Source organism: Sulfuricella sp. (assembly GCF_035531155.1).
GTDB lineage: Bacteria > Pseudomonadota > Gammaproteobacteria > Burkholderiales > Sulfuricellaceae > Sulfuricella.
In genome coordinates, this window is record NZ_DATKTK010000026.1 from 1 (window position 1) to 16,013 (window position 16,013).

Consider the following 16,013-nt stretch of genomic DNA (forward strand, 5'->3'; position numbering starts at 1 on the left):
CGGCAGCGTCAGCCCTCCCCTCAATCCCCTCCCGCAAGCGGGAGGGGAGGCGATCGCCCCTTCCCCCGCCCGCGGGGGAAGGTTGGGATGGGGGTTGGCGCTACTTGGCATCGTAGACCCAGCTACGACCTGCGTCGCGCGCCTAGCTGCCGGGCTTTCTGGCAGCAATGCATCCCATGATATTTATTGAGACAGCTTCTAAGGCACAATTTCCTCCAGCGGGCGGGGCTTGGCGATGCCGTAACCCTGGGCGTAGTCCACGCCGATGGCGCGGAGTTTCTCCAGGATGGCCTGGTTTTCGACGAACTCGGCGATGGTTTTGATTCCCATCACATGGCCGATGTGGTTGATGGATTCGACCATGGCGCAGTCGATCGGGTCGTTGATCATGTCCCGGACGAAGCTGCCGTCGATCTTCAGGTAATCCACCGGCAGGTTCTTCAGGTAGGAGAAGGAGGACATGCCGCTGCCGAAATCGTCAAGCGAGAAGCTGCAGCCGAGCGATTTGATGGTCTTGATGAAGTTGCTCGCTTTGACAAGGTTGGAGATCGCCGAGGTTTCGGTAATCTCGAAGCAGATTTTGTGCGGCGGCACGCCTGTGCCCTTGATCTGGTCGATGAGGAAGGCGAGGAAGCGGTCATCGTTGACCGACTGGCCGGAAAGGTTGATGGCGCAGATCACCGGCCGTTCGGCGTGGGCGATCAGCCAGTTGAGTGCGTTGTGGATCACCCAGCGGTCGATCTCGACCATCAGGTTGTAGCGTTCCGCGGCGGGGATGAAGGCGCCGGGCGGAACCAGGTTATGGTTTTCGTCCCGCATGCGCAGCAGTATCTCGAAATGCTGTTCCTGTTCGGGCGCGCCATTCTGAACCGGAACGATGGGCTGGTAGTGCAACTGGAAGCGCTCTTCCACGAAGGCCTTGGTGATGCGCGCCACCCAGTGCATTTCACCGTGGCGTTCGGCCATCTCGATGTCGTCCGGCGAATACACCTGCACCCGGTTGCGCCCCTTGTCCTTTGCCGCGTAGCAGGCGGTATCGGCGGCGGACAGCACGCTTGCCGAATTGCCGCTGGTTGCGGTGATCGCCACCAGGCCGATGCTGACGCCGACGGCGAAGGTCTTGTCGAGCCAGACGAAGCGGAAGGCCCCCACCTCGTCGAGCAGGACGTTTGCCAGGCGAACCGCCTGATCCAGCGGGCAGTTTTCCAGCAGGACGCCGAACTCGTCGCCGCCGAGTCGGGCGAAGGTATCGGACTCGCGCACCTTGTCCTGGATCTGCGCGGTTAATTGGCGCAGCAGTTCGTCCCCGGCGCTGTGGCCGCAGGTGTCATTGACTACCTTGAACTGGTCGAGGTCGAGATAAAGCAATGCATGCTGCTTGTGCTGGGTGGCCGCGCTGTCGAGCAGGTCTTCCAGCTGGTGTTCGAATTCGCTCCGGTTGATCAGGCCGGTGAGGGCATCATGCTTGGCCTGGTAGGAAAGCTGGTGGGCCAGCTTGCGCTTTTCGCTGACGTTGTGGAACACCAGCACGACGCCGATGATGCGTCCGTCGCGTTCGCGGATCGGTGCGGCGGAGTCCTCGATGTGCACCTCATGCCCGTCGCGCCGGATCAGCACGGTATGGTTGGCCAGGCCGACGATGCCGTTCTGGAGGAGCGCTTTCTCCACCGGGTTCTCAACCGGTTGACGGGTGATTTCGCTGATAATGTTGAACACCTGCTGCAGAGGTTGTCCGGTGGCCTCGTCGTTGCTCCAGCCGGTGAGGGCCTCCGCCACCGGGTTGAGAAATTCGACCCTGCCTTCGATGTCGGTGGTGATCACGGCATCGCCAATTGACTGCAAGGTGACCAGGGCGCGTTCCTTCTCCGCGTACAGGGCGGCTTCGGCTTGGTCGCGCTCGCGGCTATTCTGTTTCAGCGCCAACGCCATCTGGCTGAAGTCGCGGGCAAGCCTGGCGACTTCATCCCGGCCCTCATAATTCGGCAGGGCGATTTCAAGGTCGCCGGCGGAAATGCTGTCCGCCGCATTGGAAAGCATGTTCAGCCGGTAGGTCACCTTGCGCACCACCAGCCAGGTGATCAGGCCGCCAAGGGTGATGGCGATCAGCGTATAAATTACGCCTTTATGCGTTACCGCATTCAATTCGACCTGCATCGGTGCGGCATCGAGGATGACGCGGGCGAAGCCAATGCGTTTGCCGTTGCTGGTAATGGCGAAAATCGAGTCAATCAGGCCGTCGTGCAATAGTTGATACTCGGTTCGAGTCGGGTCGGTGAGCAGGGGGGCGAGCAATTTTTTGCTGGGCGAGTCCGAGAACGTTACGTTGAACAGTGCAGAATCCGTGGCGGCAAGCACCTTGCCGTGGGTGTCCAGGATCAAGGCAAGATTCAGATGTTTTACCGATTTAAGACTGGAAACCAGTTCATCGAGTGCGTTGACGTCGCGGCTCAACAGCCAGGAGGGGGCGTTGACCGACAGCGTGTGTGCCAGCATTTGGCTTTCATGGGCAAGTTGCTTTTCCATGAAGCCTTGCTGGCGGGTAAGCATGTCGGTCACCACCAGCCCCATCAGCACGGCGTGAAGCAGCATTACGGTGCCGATGATCCGGCCCTTGAGGCTATGGAAAAGAAAATTGGTCAGCCGGTAGTGTTTTCCCACGATTATTTCGAGTTCTGCGTTTTCATTGCCGGAGGCAGGCCGATCGCCTGGTCATACCGCCGGAGGAAATCCTGCATGGGTTTGTAGGAGGCGTTGCTGGCCAATTCAAAATGTTGCTGCCCCACCTTGAATTGCTGCTGGTCCAGTTCCTTGTCCTTGTCCATTCCCGCTAACACGGATGCGACTTGTTGTGCGAGTTTGGGGTCTATGTCGCTGCGCGCAATGATGGCGTTGTGCGGCAGCGGCTCGGTTTTCCATAACACGCGCATTTGCTTTGCTTTGTCCGGATTCTCTTTCGACCACGTGCGCCAGAAGCGCACGCTAGTGCCGCAGGCCGTTGCATCGCCAGTGTAGGCGTTGAGCAACGATGAGAACTGCGAACCGACATAGCGGATCTGGATATCTTGTTTTACCGCAACGCCCTGGACTTCCTGCAGGTAAAGCAATGGGAGCATGGTAGCCGCAACCGCAGTGGCCGAAGGAAAGCAGAGTGTTTTGCCGGACAGGTCGTGTGCGGAGTGCAGATTTTTATCGATCCGAGCCACGATCAGGCCGCGGAAATCCTCGTCCGGGGTCATTTTGGCGATTACGCGGTAGCCGTGTTCCAGGCTGAAAACTGTCTGGTAGGGGTTGGGCAGGGAAAAGTGGAAGTGCTGCGCCGCAAGTTTTGCTTCGTAATCAGCGTAGTTTTTCGAGGCTTCGATCTGGAAATGGGTGCCTGGCAGCTTGCGCTCGAGGTAGCGCATGATCGGTTCATAGTCCTCGAAAACATCCTGCGGGTTAGAGTAGGGATGGGGGCCGAAAATAAACACGCTCTCTTTAGCCGGTGCGCCGGTCGGCTTGTAGGCGGAGTCGGCTTGGGCGCCTCCCCAGGAAAAAAGGAAGAGGACGAGTGAAAAACTGATAATCCTTCGCGTAATGCCCATAGCGTTACAACCCTCTTTATCAATGCGCCTCAGGGGTTCCAGACTGTATATAAGGGAAGACCCGAAGATTGTATATAATTTTTTTATGGGTTGGGATTTTTGTTGCGGACAAAACAATCTTTATTGATTCTGATCAGTCATTGCGGCAGCGCGGGACGGAGGCTGGATGACGACGGGAGGTTGCATACCTGTTTTTAGGCCCAGGCTTTCCAGAGAAGGGAGAGGCCGCTGCCAACCAGCAGCAGCCCAACCAGCCTGAGCATTTGCAGGCTGGAAATGCCGAGATGGACGCGGTGGCCGAGATATAGCCCCAGCGCTATGACCGGCAAGGCGGCAAGGAGGGCGGTGAACATCCCGTCTTGCAATAGCAGGCCGGCGGCGAGAAAGGTGACGACGCGCAGTCCGCCCTCCAAGGTGAAGAGGCCGGAGAAGGTGGCGCGCAACTTTGCCTTGTCCTTCAGGCGGTGGGACAGATAGATGATGTAGGGCGGACCGCCCGTGCCGAATAGTGCGCCTACGGTGCCGCCTGTGAGTCCAGCCGGTATGGCCCAGAGCCGCGAGATGGTGGTTTCGCCATGGATGTTGAGCAGGGTGCGTGCGCCGAAAATCAGCACGAAAATCCCCAGCCCGATCAGCAGGGGTTCGCGAGGCATGTGGATGAGCAGCGTCACGCCCAGCATCACGCCCACCGCACTGAAGGGCAGCAAGGGTTTCAGTTCATTCCAGTCGATCTGTTCGCGGGTTTTGCCGCCAAGGACAATGGAAGCGGTAAAGTCCAGCACCAGTACGAATGGCACGACAAATTGCAGGGGCAGGAAGTGCGCCAGGAGGGGTACCGCAATCAGTCCGGAGCCGAAACCCGTGATGCCACGGATGAAGTAGGCGAGAAGGAGGATCAGCAGTGCGGCCGCTAATGCTTCTAGACTGATGGCCGTTCCCCGCGCTCAATCACAATTCCCAGCCGCTTGACGCCGCGTAGCATGCCCAGTTTGGCGACAGAGACTTTTACCCAGGGCGCGCCGAACTCGGTGCGGATCAGGGCGGCAATGTGCTCCGCCAGGGCTTCTACCAGGGAAAAGTGACGTTCGGCCGCGGTTTGGCGAATGCGCGCCATCACCGCACCGTAGTCGATGGTGTCCGCTATGCTGTCGGTTTCGCCGGCACGGCTGTGCGGCAGGCCGATGTCGATGTCGATGCGGATAGTCTGCGGGACTTTGCGTTCCCACTCATAGATGCCTATGACGATGTCGAGCTTGATTTCTTCCAGGAAAACGATATCCATCGGGTGTTCAGGCGGGCAATTTGCCGTAAAATCTAAAAGTGGCCATTTTAATCGCTTATTGACCAAATGATGTCAAAATTCGACAAGAATTTGGGGTTGAAATGAGCCATACGGTGATGGGTGATGAGGAATGGGTGATGAAAACCTTTCGACCATCCCCCATTACCCATCACTCCATTTTGCTTCCGGCTCATCCGGTCTAGGTGCTTTGACATGAACACGGTAATTTTCATCCTCGCCGCTTACCTGATCGGTTCGGTTTCCTTTGCCGTACTCACCAGCAAGGTGTTCGGCTTGCCCGATCCGCGTACCTTCGGCTCGAAAAATCCGGGCGCGACCAATGTCTTGCGTACCGGCAAAAAATTGGCCGCCGCGGTGACCTTGCTGGGTGATGGCGCCAAGGGCTGGCTGGCGGTTTTTCTTGCGTTGCGCCTGGCGCCGGTCTACGGCCTGGACGAGACTGTCGTCGCCGCATCGGCCATCGCGGTGTTCCTCGGCCATGCCTACCCGGTTTTTTTCGGCTTCCACGGCGGCAAGGGCGTAGCCACGGTGCTGGGTATCCTGCTGGCGCTTAATCCCTGGCTGGGTCTCGCTGCCTTGGCCACCTGGCTGCTGGCGGCCTATATGTGGCGAATTTCTTCCTTGTCCGCCTTGATCGCGGCGGTGTTCACGCCGTTTTACGGCTGGTTGTGGTTGAAATCCGGTGTGCTGGTTGCGGCGGTGGCGGCGGTGTCGCTGCTCCTGATCTGGCGGCACAAGAGCAATATCCAGAACCTGCTTTCCGGCAAGGAACGTGCGATCGGCAAGACCCAGCCCGGCGACTCACCGCCGCAGTAAGCCCTATACTTAAGTTACGGGAGGTGTGGCTGTGGCCTGGTTCGAAAAGGAAATGGATTACGCACGGGAAAGCCTGGAACAGGTTTCCCGCACGGCCATCGAGCAGGCCGCGGAGAAGCTGAATGGCGTTGTCCAGGATGGGGTGAAAGAGGCTAGCGGCGAGCTGCGCGAGGCGGTATTGGGCGCGAGCCGGGAGGTGGATAACAAGCTGGACAAGATTTCCGCCGAATTGCACAGCCAGCGCCAGTTCACCAAGGACGACGTGATCGAGCTGGTGGACTACGCCGCAGAGAAGCTCGGCGCCACCATCGACGCCCGTGTGGGCGTGATGAAGGCGGAAATCACCGCCTTGGTGCAGGACCGCGTCGAATATCTGAAGCGCGAGGTGGACAGCTTCTTCATCCAGCGCCAGCAGGATCTGGCACGGGAACGGCGACGCCTGATCGCCAACATCCTGATCGCGGTGGTCGCTTCGGTAGTCATGGGGGGGCTTTCGCTGATGTATCACCGCGCCCTGCTCGGCGGCATGGACATGTACAGCCTGTTTCGCGTGGTATTCCTGTCGCTTAGCGGCGGCTACGCCGTCTATCTGCTGGTCAAGCTGGTGCTGAAATACCGCAGCATGGCGGAGCACAAGAAGGATCTGGTGTTCCTCGCCATGAAATACTGGGGTGTGTTACGTCCTGAAAGCGTGTTCGGCCATGTGCTGTTGATACTGGTTCTGATCGTATTCTATGCGGTGCTGTTTTTCCCGCTGGAAGTGACGCGGATGATCGGCAATGAATCCTTGATCCGCTGGGTGAGCGGATTGCGCGGAATCAAATAGTTGCCAGATCCCAGCGCGGCCGCACGTTGAACTTCCAGCCCTTGGCGGCGGAGAGCTTGATCCGCATTGCGCCGGCGAAGGCGATCATGGCGCCGTTGTCGGTGCAGAATTCGAGTTTCGGATAAAACACCTCAAAGCCCCGGCGGGCGGAAAGCGCGGAGAGCTGTTCGCGCAACTGCCGGTTGGCGCCCACGCCGCCGGCCACCACCAGTCGGTCCAGGCCGCTCTGGCTCAACGCAGCCAGCGATTTGGCGGCGAGCACTTCGACGATGGCGTCCTGAAAGGCGCGGGCGATGTCGGCCACGGTCTGGTCATCCAGCGTCTGTTGCCTGGCCAGGGTCAGCACCGCTGTCTTCAGGCCGCTGAAGCTGAAGTTGAGGTCGCCGCTGTTAATCATCGGCCTTGGCAGCTTGAAGCGCCCCTGCACGCCCCGCTCGGCCCGCATGGATAGGGCCGGCCCACCCGGATAGCCCAGTCCGAGCAGCTTGGCGGTCTTGTCGAAGGCTTCGCCGGCGGCGTCGTCCAGGGTTTCCCCCAGGGTTTCGTAGGCGCCGATGCCGGAAACTTTCATCAACTGGCTGTGGCCGCCGGAAACCAGCAGGGCGACGAACGGGAAGGCAGGCGGATTGGGTTCGAGCAATGGCGCGAGCAGGTGGCCTTCAAGATGGTGGATGCCGATGACCGGTACCTTGAGCGCGAATCCAAGCGCGGCAGCAATGCTGGCGCCGACCAGCAGCGCCCCGGCCAGTCCCGGCCCTTCGGTGTAGGCGATGGCCTCGATATCGCTCAGGGTGCAGCCAGCTTGTTGCAGGATTTGCCGGGTCAGGGGCAGTACGCGCCGGATGTGATCACGCGAAGCGAGTTCCGGCACCACCCCGCCATATTCGGCGTGCATCGCCACCTGCGAGTGCAGCGCATGGGCGAGCAAGCCTCGCTCCGTATGGTACAGAGCAACGCCGGTTTCATCGCAGGAGGTTTCGATTCCGAGGACGAGCATAAGCCCGCCATCATAGCGGTTTTGCGGGTAACGGTAAATTTGGCTATGAAAAAGACGATTTAGCCGATATAATTATCGATTTACTCCAAAACTCATTACTAATTTAGAAGGTGATTTGCTCATGCCGAGTGTACGCGTCAAGGAAAATGAACCGTTCGATGTAGCCCTGCGCCGTTTCAAGCGCGCCGTGGAAAAAACCGGTCTGCTGACCGAACTGCGTGCCCGCGAGTTTTACGAAAAGCCCACTGCCGAGCGCAAGCGCAAGATGGCTGCTGCCGTCAAGCGCCACTTCAAGCGCCTGCGCAGCCAAATGCTCCCCCCCAAGCTTTACTGAGCAATGAGTCTCAGGCTTCAAATCGCCGAGGATATGAAATCGGCGATGCGTGCCAAGGATGTGCCACGCCTTTCAGCGATCCGGCTGCTGATGGCCGCGATCAAGCAGCGCGAGGTGGACGAGCGTATCGAGCTCTCCGATGATCAGGTGGTCGCGGCGATCGAGAAAATGCTCAAGCAGCGGCGCGACTCCATTTCCCAGTTCGAATCCGCCGGGCGGCAGGATCTGGCTGACACCGAGAAGTTCGAGGTGTCGGTGCTGCAGGGCTATATGCCGCAGCCCCTGACGGATGCCGAGGCCGAGGCGCTGGTCGTTGCTGCCATCGGTTCTTCTGGAGCGGTCGGCGTGAAGGACATGGGCAAGGTCATGGCGATCGTCAAGCCGCAAATGGCCGGACGTGCCGACATGGGCAAGGTGTCCGCCCTGATCAAAGGCAAGCTGGGCGGCTAGCAGCCTGTCGGGCTTAAAGGAAATCGGCTGCAAAATGACCTGGCCGGTGCATATTTCCCCGCTTTCCTGCGCCAATATGAATAACTATTGGCTTGAAATTCGTGAAATGGGGTAAGCAGGCATTTCGCCGTAAGGCGAAAGCTCGCAAAATCTGCCCTCGACCAGCTCATTTTTCGCTTCGATTCTTTAAGTCTGACAGGCCGCTAGCGTTTCATCTCCAAAGTTTCACCCGTCCGACTGTCGTTTCCGATTCCCGTATCATGACGGGCGGTGCCGTTTCGGTATGATGCAGTTAGCAGGGGGCTCATGATTCCGCAGTCCTTCGTTCAGGATCTTCTCAATCGCCTGGATATCGTCGACGTGGTGGACCGCTACGTCCCACTCAAGAAGGCGGGCGCGAACTACGTTGCCTGCTGCCCGTTCCACAGCGAAAAATCCCCTTCTTTTTCGGTTAGTCCCACCAAGCAGTTTTATCATTGTTTCGGCTGCGGCGCGCATGGCAGCGCCATTGGTTTTGTCATGGAGCATCAGGGTCTGGGCTTCGTCGAGGCGGTGGAGGATTTGGCCAGAAGCGCCGGCCTGACGGTGCCGAAAGAGGAATCCGGGCGTTATGAGCACAAGGCAGAGGGAAGTTTAGACGCCCTGTCAGAGGCGCTGCAGCATGCGACCCATTATTACCGCGATGAACTGAAGCGCTCGGAAGTGGCGATCGCTTACCTGAAAAAACGCGGCCTTTCCGGCGAAATCGCGGCGCGATTCGGCGTTGGTTATGCGCCGGGCGGCTGGCAAAACCTTGCCGTCGTTTTTTCCGACTATCAGGAAAAATCCCTGGTGCAGGCGGGTTTGGTGATCGAGGGCGAAGGTAAGCGCTACGACCGCTTCCGCGACCGTGTCATGTTTCCCATCCTCAACCAGAAGGGTGCGGTGATCGGTTTCGGCGGGCGGGTGCTGGAAAAGGGAGAACCCAAGTACCTGAATTCTCCTGAAACGCCGCTGTTCGAGAAAGGTCGGGAATTGTACGGCCTGTTTCAGGCGCGCCAGGCGATTCGCGCTGCCGGCAAAGTGATCGTGGTGGAAGGTTACATGGACGTGGTGGCGCTGGCACAGCATGGCGTCGAATATGCGGTGGCAACGCTGGGCACCGCGACCACGCCGGTGCACGTGCAGAAACTGCTACGCCAGACCGATAACGTCGTGTTCTGTTTCGACGGCGACACGGCAGGGCGCAAGGCGGCGTGGCGCGCCCTGGAAAACAGCCTGGCGCTGGTGGGCGACGGAAAAAGCATCAAGTTCCTGTTTCTGCCCCAGGGCGAGGATCCTGACAGCTACGTGCGCAAGGAAGGAAAGGCGGCATTCGAGGCGTTGCTCGAAAGTGCGATGCCGATGTCGGAGTTCCTCCTGCGTGAATTGGCCGCCGGGGTGGACATGCAAACCATGGAAGGGCGGGCGCACTTTCTCAAGCTGGCACAGCCCCTGGCGCAGCAGGTGGCTGCACCGGCACTTCGCCTGATGCTGCAGCAGCGTCTGGCGGAATTGGCGGGTGTTTCGCGGAATGAACTAGAGGGACTGATCCCGGTCAAATCGACGGTAAAACCCGCCGCTACGCGACCCCGGCCTTCCCGCAAGCCGCCCTCACTGGCCAGAAAGCTGCTGCAGTTGCTGCTTTGCCAGCCCGAACTGGGGGCGGACTTCGATATGGGCCTGTTGGGTGACGAATCGGAAGAGCTGAAGACCTTGGCGGCACTGCTGGGTCTCGTCGCCGGTGGCTATTCACAGCCAATGATGACGGTAGCTGTATTGGAGCGTTTTCGCGGCACATCTCATGAGGCTTTGTTGAGCGAGGTATCGGGCGAGATTCTCCAGTGGGACGAGGAATTCGAGGTGGCGGAGGAGTTCGCCGGCGCGCTGGAGCAGTTGAAAAAGTCGGCCCGTCAGCGGCGGATCGAATCGCTGCTTGCGCTTTCCCGCGTGCAGGGGCTGTCCCCGGAAGAGAAGCAGGAGTTGCAGCGCTTGCTGCAGGGTGGTTCCGCCTCGACAAAAAGTGGCCAATTCACCCAAAAATAGTATATAATTTAGCACTTTTTTGCAACGAAATTCTTTGCTGGAACAGAATGTTATGGCGACTGAAAACGACAAACCAGAATCACGTGTGAGCGACGTCGATGCGCGACGGATGCGCCTGAAGACCCTGATCGTGCTGGGCAAGGAGCGGGGTTACCTGACCTATGCCGAGATAAACGACCACCTGCCCGACGACATGCTCGATGCCGAGCAGATCGAGGGCATCATCAGCATGATCGGCGACATGGGGATTTCCGTGTGCGACGAGGCGCCGGATGCGGAAACCCTGCTCATGTCCGATGCCCCGGCGGCAGTGACCGACGAGGATGTCGTGGAAGAGGCCGAGGCGGCGCTTTCCACCGTGGACTCCGATTTCGGCCGCACCACCGATCCGGTGCGCATGTACATGCGCGAGATGGGCTCGGTGGAGCTGCTGACCCGAGAGGGCGAGATTGAAATCGCCAAGCGTATCGAGGATGGTCTGAAGCACATGGTGCAGGCGATTTCTGCTTGCCCGACCACGATCGCCGAGATTCTTGCGCTGGTAGACAAGGTCGAGCGCGACGAAATGCGTGTGGACGAGTTGGTCGACGGCTTGATGAACGCGGATGGAGAGCTTGCCGCGGATTTGGCGGATTCTGTCGTGGAAGCGGCGGCAGAGGAAGAGGATCTGACGGAAGAAGAGGAAGAAGAAGCCGGCGCCGCGGTAGCAGCGGCCAATCTGGCCCAGCTCAAGGCGGATGCGCTGGAGCGCTTCGCCGTGATCCGCAAGGCATTCGACAAAATGCAGCAGGCGCTGGCGAATAAAGGTCCCAAGACCAAGGGCTACAAGGAATGGCAGGACCAGGTCTCAAGCGAGCTTCTGTCCATCCGTTTTTCTGCTAAACAGGTGGAATTCCTGTGTGAAAGCCTGCGTTCCCTGGTGGAAGAAGTTCGCAGCTACGAGCGCGAGATCATGGAATTGTGCGTGACCAAATCCGGCATGCCGCGCCCGCATTTCATCAAGACTTTCCCCGGCAACGAAAACAATCTGGACTGGGTGTTGACGGAAATCGCCACCAAGAAGCCCTACTGCGAGAAACTGTCGCGTTTCCAGCACGCCATTGTCGACCAGCAGCAGCGCCTGCTGGATTTGCAGGTGCGGGTGCGGATTCCCATCAAGGACCTGAAGGAAATCAATCGTCAGATGTCCACCGGCGAAGCCAAGGCGCGTCGCGCCAAGCGCGAGATGATCGAGGCCAACCTGCGCCTGGTGATCTCCATCGCCAAGAAATACACCAACCGCGGCCTGCAGTTCCTCGACCTGATTCAGGAGGGCAACATCGGCCTGATGAAAGCGGTCGATAAGTTCGAATATCGCCGCGGCTACAAGTTCTCGACCTACGCCACCTGGTGGATCCGTCAGGCGATCACGCGCTCCATCGCAGACCAGGCGCGCACCATTCGCATCCCGGTGCACATGATCGAGACCATCAACAAGATGAACCGCATCTCGCGGCAGATCCTGCAGGAAACCGGGCAGGAACCCGACCCTGCCGAGCTGGCGACCAAGATGGAAATGCCCGAGGAGAAGATCCGCAAAATCCTCAAGATTTCCAAGGAGCCGATCTCCATGGAAACCCCGATCGGCGACGACGAGGATTCTCATCTGGGCGACTTCATCGAGGACTCGACCACCCTGGCTCCGGCCGATGCGGCGCTGTACGCCTCCTTGCGCGAAGCCACCAAGGAAGTGCTGGAATCGCTCACGCCGCGCGAAGCCAAAGTGCTACGCATGCGCTTCGGCATCGAGATGAACACCGACCACACCCTGGAGGAAGTCGGCAAGCAGTTCGACGTCACCCGCGAGCGTATCCGCCAGATCGAAGCCAAGGCCCTGCGCAAGTTGCGCCATCCCTCCCGCTCCGAGCGCCTGCGCAGCTTCCTGGATCACGAGGTCTGATCCAGGCAAGCCGCCTTCATAGCGCAACGCAGCTTTTTTTGGGCCTGTAGCTCAGTTGGTTAGAGCAGAGGACTCATAATCCTTTGGTCCACGGTTCAAGTCCGTGCGGGCCCACCATAATAACAAGGAGTTAGGTTTAATCGCCTAGCTCCTTTTTATTTGGCGGGACACTGGCGGGAGGGTCGTAGAAAATACACTGCTCTGCGCCTTGCCGTATTTTCCTATCCTGGAAAGTTGATTTCTTCATTTTGTTGGTATCCGATTTCCGTGATTGATTTGGCGTAGTGCGATGCAGCAGCGACTACTGATCGTTGGATGGGTAACGGCCCGACCGTTTCACATCGGCCAGGAAGAGACCTATGCGACGAGTCGTTGGTGCCAATTACCGTCAGTCATCACAAGCCGAATTGATGCGCCTGAGTGGCGGGTTTCAGCCAAAAAGCCAACTTACAAGACCTGCCCTGCCAGGTAGTTCCGCCATCTGACGAGGTATATACTAAATTGGGTGGTGATGTTTATGGGGATCAACATGCTTCGGAGATCGATACTCGTCGTGCTGTCCGTCTTGTTCGGAAATCTCGCTGATGCCGACGCAGAGCCAATACATGACGCTACACGCGGTGAGTTGTTGTACTCGACGCGTAGCATCGCCTGCCACAGCGCCGAGGTTCATTGGCGGGACAAGCAACTCGCCACCGACTGGTCAAGTCTTCAGGCGGAAGTACGCCGCTGGCAGGGATTTTCAGGGCTTGGGTGGGGTGATGACGACGTTGCGGAGATGGCTCGATACCTGAATGCTCTCCATTACCACTATTCCACGCCGGACTGACCGGGGCCTTGTGAAATGCCGATAGATTCGACGCGCCGACCTTGGTGGCTTGAGCCACCGTCGAAAGAGGTGGCTGAGCCTGCGACCAAGGCTACCGGCTTGTCGGGCGCCGAGGCCAAAGCCCGGTTTGCCAGATTCGGCCCCAACCTGTTCCGCGAGCGGCAGGAAAAATCTCTGCTGCTACAGTATCTCACCCGCTTCAAGAACCCTCTCGTCATTATCCTTCTCATCGCCAGTGCGGTTTCAGCGTTCACCGGGGAGGTCACCAACTTCCTCATCATCAGCTGCATCGTTTTGCTGAGCGTCACGCTGGATTTTGTCCAGGAGTACCGTGCCAATGCGGCCGCAAAAAAATTGCGCCAGTCGGTTTCCATACGGGCCAACGTGCTGCGCGATGGCAAGCCACTGGAGGTCGCGGTGATCCAGGTGGTACCCGGTGACGTCGTCCTGCTTTCGGCCGGCGATCTGATTCCGGCGGATGGAAGAGTGCTGGAAGCGCGTGATTTCTTTGTCAAGCAGGCGCTGTTGACCGGTGAGTCCTACCCGGTGGAAAAGCGACCGGGCGCGCTACCGGATACGTCCACAGAGCTGCAGGAAGCGACCAATGCGGTATTCATGGGCACATCTGTCATCAGCGGTAGTGCCAGGGTACTGGTGGTCAAGACTGGGGCAGGTACCGCCATCGGAGAAGTCGCTGACAGAGTTTCACGCCAGTCGGAGCCGACTTCGTTCGAAATCGGCACCCGCCGCTTCGGCATGTTGATCATGCGGCTGACGGTCTTGATGGTGCTGTTCGTTCTGCTCGTTAACACTTTTTTCCACAAGCCCTGGCTGGAATCCTTCCTGTTTGCCGTGGCCCTTGCCGTTGGGCTGACGCCGGAACTCCTGCCCATGGTGATCTCGGTGACACTGTCGCGGGGTGCAATGCGCATGGCGAAGCAGCACATGATCGTCAAGCGCCTGTCCGCCATTCAGGATCTAGGGTCCATGGATGTCCTCTGCACCGACAAGACCGGCACCCTGACCGAGGCAAAAATCCGCCTGGAAAGACATGTGGATGCGAAAGGCCGGCCCAGCGAGCGAGTACTGGAGCTGGCCTATTTCAACAGCTTCTTCGAGACGGGCCTAAAAAGTCCCCTCGACGAAGCCATTCTCGCTCATCAGCACATCGAGATTGGCGCCTGGAAAAAAATCGATGAGGTCCCCTTCGACTTCGAGCGCCGTCGCGTCTCGGTGCTTCTGGATAATGGCGAGACGAGATGGCTGGTGGTGAAAGGCGCGCCCGACGAGATCGCGGGACTTTGCACTCATTATGAAGCAGAAGGCGCCAATTTCCAGCGTTCTATAGACGACGAAGCTCTGACGGCGATTCGCGGCCAGTATCACGCGCTTGAAGAAGAAGGTTTCCGTGTGCTGGGCATCGCCTGGCGTCAGGTTCCGCTGGACCATCCCCATGCCGTGGTGAGTGACGAAACGGAACTGGTGCTTGCCGGGTTTGCAGCCTTCCTCGACCCTCCGAAGGAGAGCGCTGCCTCCGCACTTGAGGCGCTCAACAGGGTCGGCGTCGCAATCAAGATCGTTACTGGCGACAGTGATCTGGTCACCCGGCATGTCTGTGCCCAATTGAAGATTCCGGTCACTGGGCTTCTGACCGGCAAAGAAATCGCGAAGATGGATGATCACGCCCTGCAGGCCAGGGTCGAAACGACGAACCTGTTCTGCCGGGTGAATCCGACAGAGAAAGAGCGCGTGATCCGGGCGCTCAAGGCCCGCGGCCATGTGGTTGGATACCTGGGTGATGGCATCAACGATGCGCCGTCCTTGCACTCGGCGGACGTCGGTCTGTCGGTGGATTCTGCTGTAGATGTAGCCAAGGAGGCGGCCGACATGATTCTCCTGAAACAGGACCTGCACGTGCTGCATGCGGGCGTTCTGGAGGGACGACGCACCTTCGGCAACATCATGAAGTACATCATGATGGGGACCAGCTCCAACTTCGGAAACATGTTCAGCATGGCCGGCGCCTCGCTGTTCTTGCCTTTCCTGCCGATGTTGCCGACCCAGATCCTGCTCAACAACATTCTCTACGACATCTCGGAAATACCGATCCCGCTGGACAAGGTGGATGCCGGCGAAATTCACGCCCCGCGTGTGCTCGACATGAATTTCGTCCGCAATTTCATGCTCGTGATCGGGCCGATCAGCTCCCTGTTCGACTTTCTGACCTTCTACATCCTGCTGGCCGTGTTGCAGGCGGATGAGAAACTGTTTCAGACCGGTTGGTTCGTTGAATCGCTGTGCACTCAGGTGCTGGTGATCTTCATCATCCGCACCCGTGGAAACCCCCTGAAAAGCCGCGCCCATCCGATGCTGACGGTTACCTCCCTGGCGGTTGTGACCATCGCCGTGCTCTTGCCGTTTACGCCGCTGGGTACGCATTTCGGTTTTGTGCCGCCGCCGGCCAGGTTCTATTTCATCCTCGGGGCCATGGTGCTTGTCTATCTCTTCCTTGTTGAACTGGCCAAGCAGGGCTTCTACCGATGGTCAGCAGTGGGAAGGCGGCCGCGCAGACCTGCCACCCGGGCTTAGTCCGTCAGCCTCTACAGGCGGCATAAATTCATGCAACGTCTTAGGGTGGAACAGCCATTCATCTTTCGCTTCTGATCATCAGATGTGAGCTTATGCGACAGCTTGGGGTCGGGTACGGCAGTTCGTTCGCCTTCGCTGAAAGCAGGCGCTGGCCTCGATAAAGTGGTGACAGGCAGTTACGTGTAGAGTAGAGATGTGGCGCGGTGGCAGTAGGTTCAGTTTGTCTGTTATCCGCCCCTTGGGCATTTGACTGGGGGTGCAGAGGTCAAGGATACTTCAGGT

The 16,013-nt window shown here is 58.7% G+C and carries 14 protein-coding genes and 1 tRNA gene; 10 read left to right on the forward strand and 5 right to left on the reverse strand.

Features of this window, described 5'->3' with window-relative positions:
* On the forward strand, positions 1-190 hold a 190-nt coding region (locus VMV64_RS04255; RefSeq protein WP_325328708.1), incomplete at its 5' end, for a hypothetical protein.
* A gap of 8 nt (positions 191-198) precedes the next feature.
* Here VMV64_RS04255 and VMV64_RS04260 read toward each other — a convergent pair.
* The 4 genes from VMV64_RS04260 to VMV64_RS04275 form a co-directional block, all read right to left on the reverse strand.
* Positions 199-2,658 (reverse strand): EAL domain-containing protein, encoded by a 2,460-nt coding sequence (locus VMV64_RS04260; protein WP_325328709.1) that lies wholly within the window; start codon positions 2,656-2,658, stop codon positions 199-201.
* Positions 2,659-2,660: 2 nt separating this feature from the next.
* Positions 2,661-3,584 (reverse strand): phosphate/phosphite/phosphonate ABC transporter substrate-binding protein, encoded by a 924-nt coding sequence (locus VMV64_RS04265; protein WP_325328710.1) that lies wholly within the window; start codon positions 3,582-3,584, stop codon positions 2,661-2,663.
* Between the two features lie 194 nt (positions 3,585-3,778).
* Positions 3,779-4,513: a sulfite exporter TauE/SafE family protein gene (locus tag VMV64_RS04270; protein ID WP_325328944.1), complete on the reverse strand. Its 735-nt coding sequence runs from the start codon at positions 4,511-4,513 to the stop codon at positions 3,779-3,781.
* Entirely contained in the window at positions 4,504-4,866 is a 363-nt protein-coding gene (locus VMV64_RS04275) for a dihydroneopterin aldolase (protein ID WP_325328711.1), read from the reverse strand. Before VMV64_RS04275 ends, VMV64_RS04270 begins: the two co-directional genes overlap by 10 nt.
* Before the next feature lie 213 nt (positions 4,867-5,079).
* On the opposite strand from VMV64_RS04275, the gene plsY reads away from it, so the two are divergent.
* Both plsY and VMV64_RS04285 read left to right on the forward strand, forming a co-directional pair.
* Positions 5,080-5,703 carry a glycerol-3-phosphate 1-O-acyltransferase PlsY gene (plsY, locus tag VMV64_RS04280; protein ID WP_325328712.1) on the forward strand — a complete coding sequence of 208 codons (624 nt, stop codon included), beginning with the start codon at positions 5,080-5,082 and terminating at the stop codon, positions 5,701-5,703.
* Positions 5,704-5,734: 31 nt separating this feature from the next.
* Positions 5,735-6,529 carry a hypothetical protein gene (locus VMV64_RS04285; RefSeq protein ID WP_325328713.1) on the forward strand — a complete coding sequence of 265 codons (795 nt, stop codon included), beginning with the start codon at positions 5,735-5,737 and terminating at the stop codon, positions 6,527-6,529.
* On the opposite strand, the gene tsaD is transcribed toward VMV64_RS04285, so the two are convergent.
* The gene (tsaD, locus tag VMV64_RS04290) at positions 6,522-7,526 is read right to left on the reverse strand and encodes a tRNA (adenosine(37)-N6)-threonylcarbamoyltransferase complex transferase subunit TsaD (protein ID WP_325328714.1); all 1,005 of its coding nucleotides are present in this window, start codon (positions 7,524-7,526) and stop codon (positions 6,522-6,524) included. The two genes, VMV64_RS04285 and tsaD, sit on opposite strands and share 8 nt — an antisense overlap.
* A gap of 121 nt (positions 7,527-7,647) precedes the next feature.
* Between tsaD and rpsU the strand changes: the two genes are divergently transcribed.
* The 7 genes from rpsU (at position 7,648) to mgtA (ending at position 15,731) form a co-directional block, all read left to right on the forward strand.
* Entirely contained in the window at positions 7,648-7,860 is a 213-nt protein-coding gene (gene rpsU / locus VMV64_RS04295) for a 30S ribosomal protein S21 (protein ID WP_009205451.1), read from the forward strand.
* A 3-nt stretch (positions 7,861-7,863) separates the two neighbouring features.
* On the forward strand, positions 7,864-8,310 hold the full coding sequence (locus VMV64_RS04300) for a GatB/YqeY domain-containing protein (RefSeq protein WP_325328715.1): 447 nt from the start codon (positions 7,864-7,866) through the stop codon (positions 8,308-8,310).
* A 306-nt stretch (positions 8,311-8,616) separates the two neighbouring features.
* Positions 8,617-10,374 carry a DNA primase gene (gene dnaG, locus VMV64_RS04305; protein ID WP_325328716.1) on the forward strand — a complete coding sequence of 586 codons (1,758 nt, stop codon included), beginning with the start codon at positions 8,617-8,619 and terminating at the stop codon, positions 10,372-10,374.
* 52 nt (positions 10,375-10,426) lie between these two features.
* Positions 10,427-12,313, forward strand: a complete 1,887-nt coding sequence (gene rpoD, locus VMV64_RS04310; RefSeq protein WP_325328717.1) for an RNA polymerase sigma factor RpoD — start codon at positions 10,427-10,429, stop codon at positions 12,311-12,313.
* A gap of 40 nt (positions 12,314-12,353) precedes the next feature.
* A tRNA-Ile gene (locus VMV64_RS04315) sits at positions 12,354-12,430 on the forward strand.
* A gap of 412 nt (positions 12,431-12,842) precedes the next feature.
* Entirely contained in the window at positions 12,843-13,142 is a 300-nt protein-coding gene (locus VMV64_RS04320; protein WP_325328718.1) for a hypothetical protein, read from the forward strand.
* Between the two features lie 15 nt (positions 13,143-13,157).
* On the forward strand, positions 13,158-15,731 hold the full coding sequence (gene mgtA, locus VMV64_RS04325; protein ID WP_325328719.1) for a magnesium-translocating P-type ATPase: 2,574 nt from the start codon (positions 13,158-13,160) through the stop codon (positions 15,729-15,731).
* The last annotated feature ends 282 nt before the right edge of the window (positions 15,732-16,013 follow it).

Excerpts from the sequence above, each read along its gene's own strand:
- VMV64_RS04265 (WP_325328710.1), bottom strand. The coding sequence starts at position 3,584 with ATGGGCATTACGCGAAGGATTATCAGTTTTTCACTCGTCCTCTTCCTT.
- VMV64_RS04275 (WP_325328711.1), bottom strand. The coding sequence starts at position 4,866 with ATGGATATCGTTTTCCTGGAAGAAATCAAGCTCGACATCGTCATAGGC.
- plsY (WP_325328712.1), top strand. The coding sequence starts at position 5,080 with ATGAACACGGTAATTTTCATCCTCGCCGCTTACCTGATCGGTTCGGTT.
- tsaD (WP_325328714.1), bottom strand. The coding sequence starts at position 7,526 with ATGCTCGTCCTCGGAATCGAAACCTCCTGCGATGAAACCGGCGTTGCT.
- rpsU (WP_009205451.1), top strand. The coding sequence starts at position 7,648 with ATGCCGAGTGTACGCGTCAAGGAAAATGAACCGTTCGATGTAGCCCTG.
- VMV64_RS04300 (WP_325328715.1), top strand. The coding sequence starts at position 7,864 with ATGAGTCTCAGGCTTCAAATCGCCGAGGATATGAAATCGGCGATGCGT.
- dnaG (WP_325328716.1), top strand. The coding sequence starts at position 8,617 with ATGATTCCGCAGTCCTTCGTTCAGGATCTTCTCAATCGCCTGGATATC.
- rpoD (WP_325328717.1), top strand. The coding sequence starts at position 10,427 with ATGGCGACTGAAAACGACAAACCAGAATCACGTGTGAGCGACGTCGAT.
- VMV64_RS04320 (WP_325328718.1), top strand. The coding sequence starts at position 12,843 with ATGCTTCGGAGATCGATACTCGTCGTGCTGTCCGTCTTGTTCGGAAAT.
- mgtA (WP_325328719.1), top strand. The coding sequence starts at position 13,158 with ATGCCGATAGATTCGACGCGCCGACCTTGGTGGCTTGAGCCACCGTCG.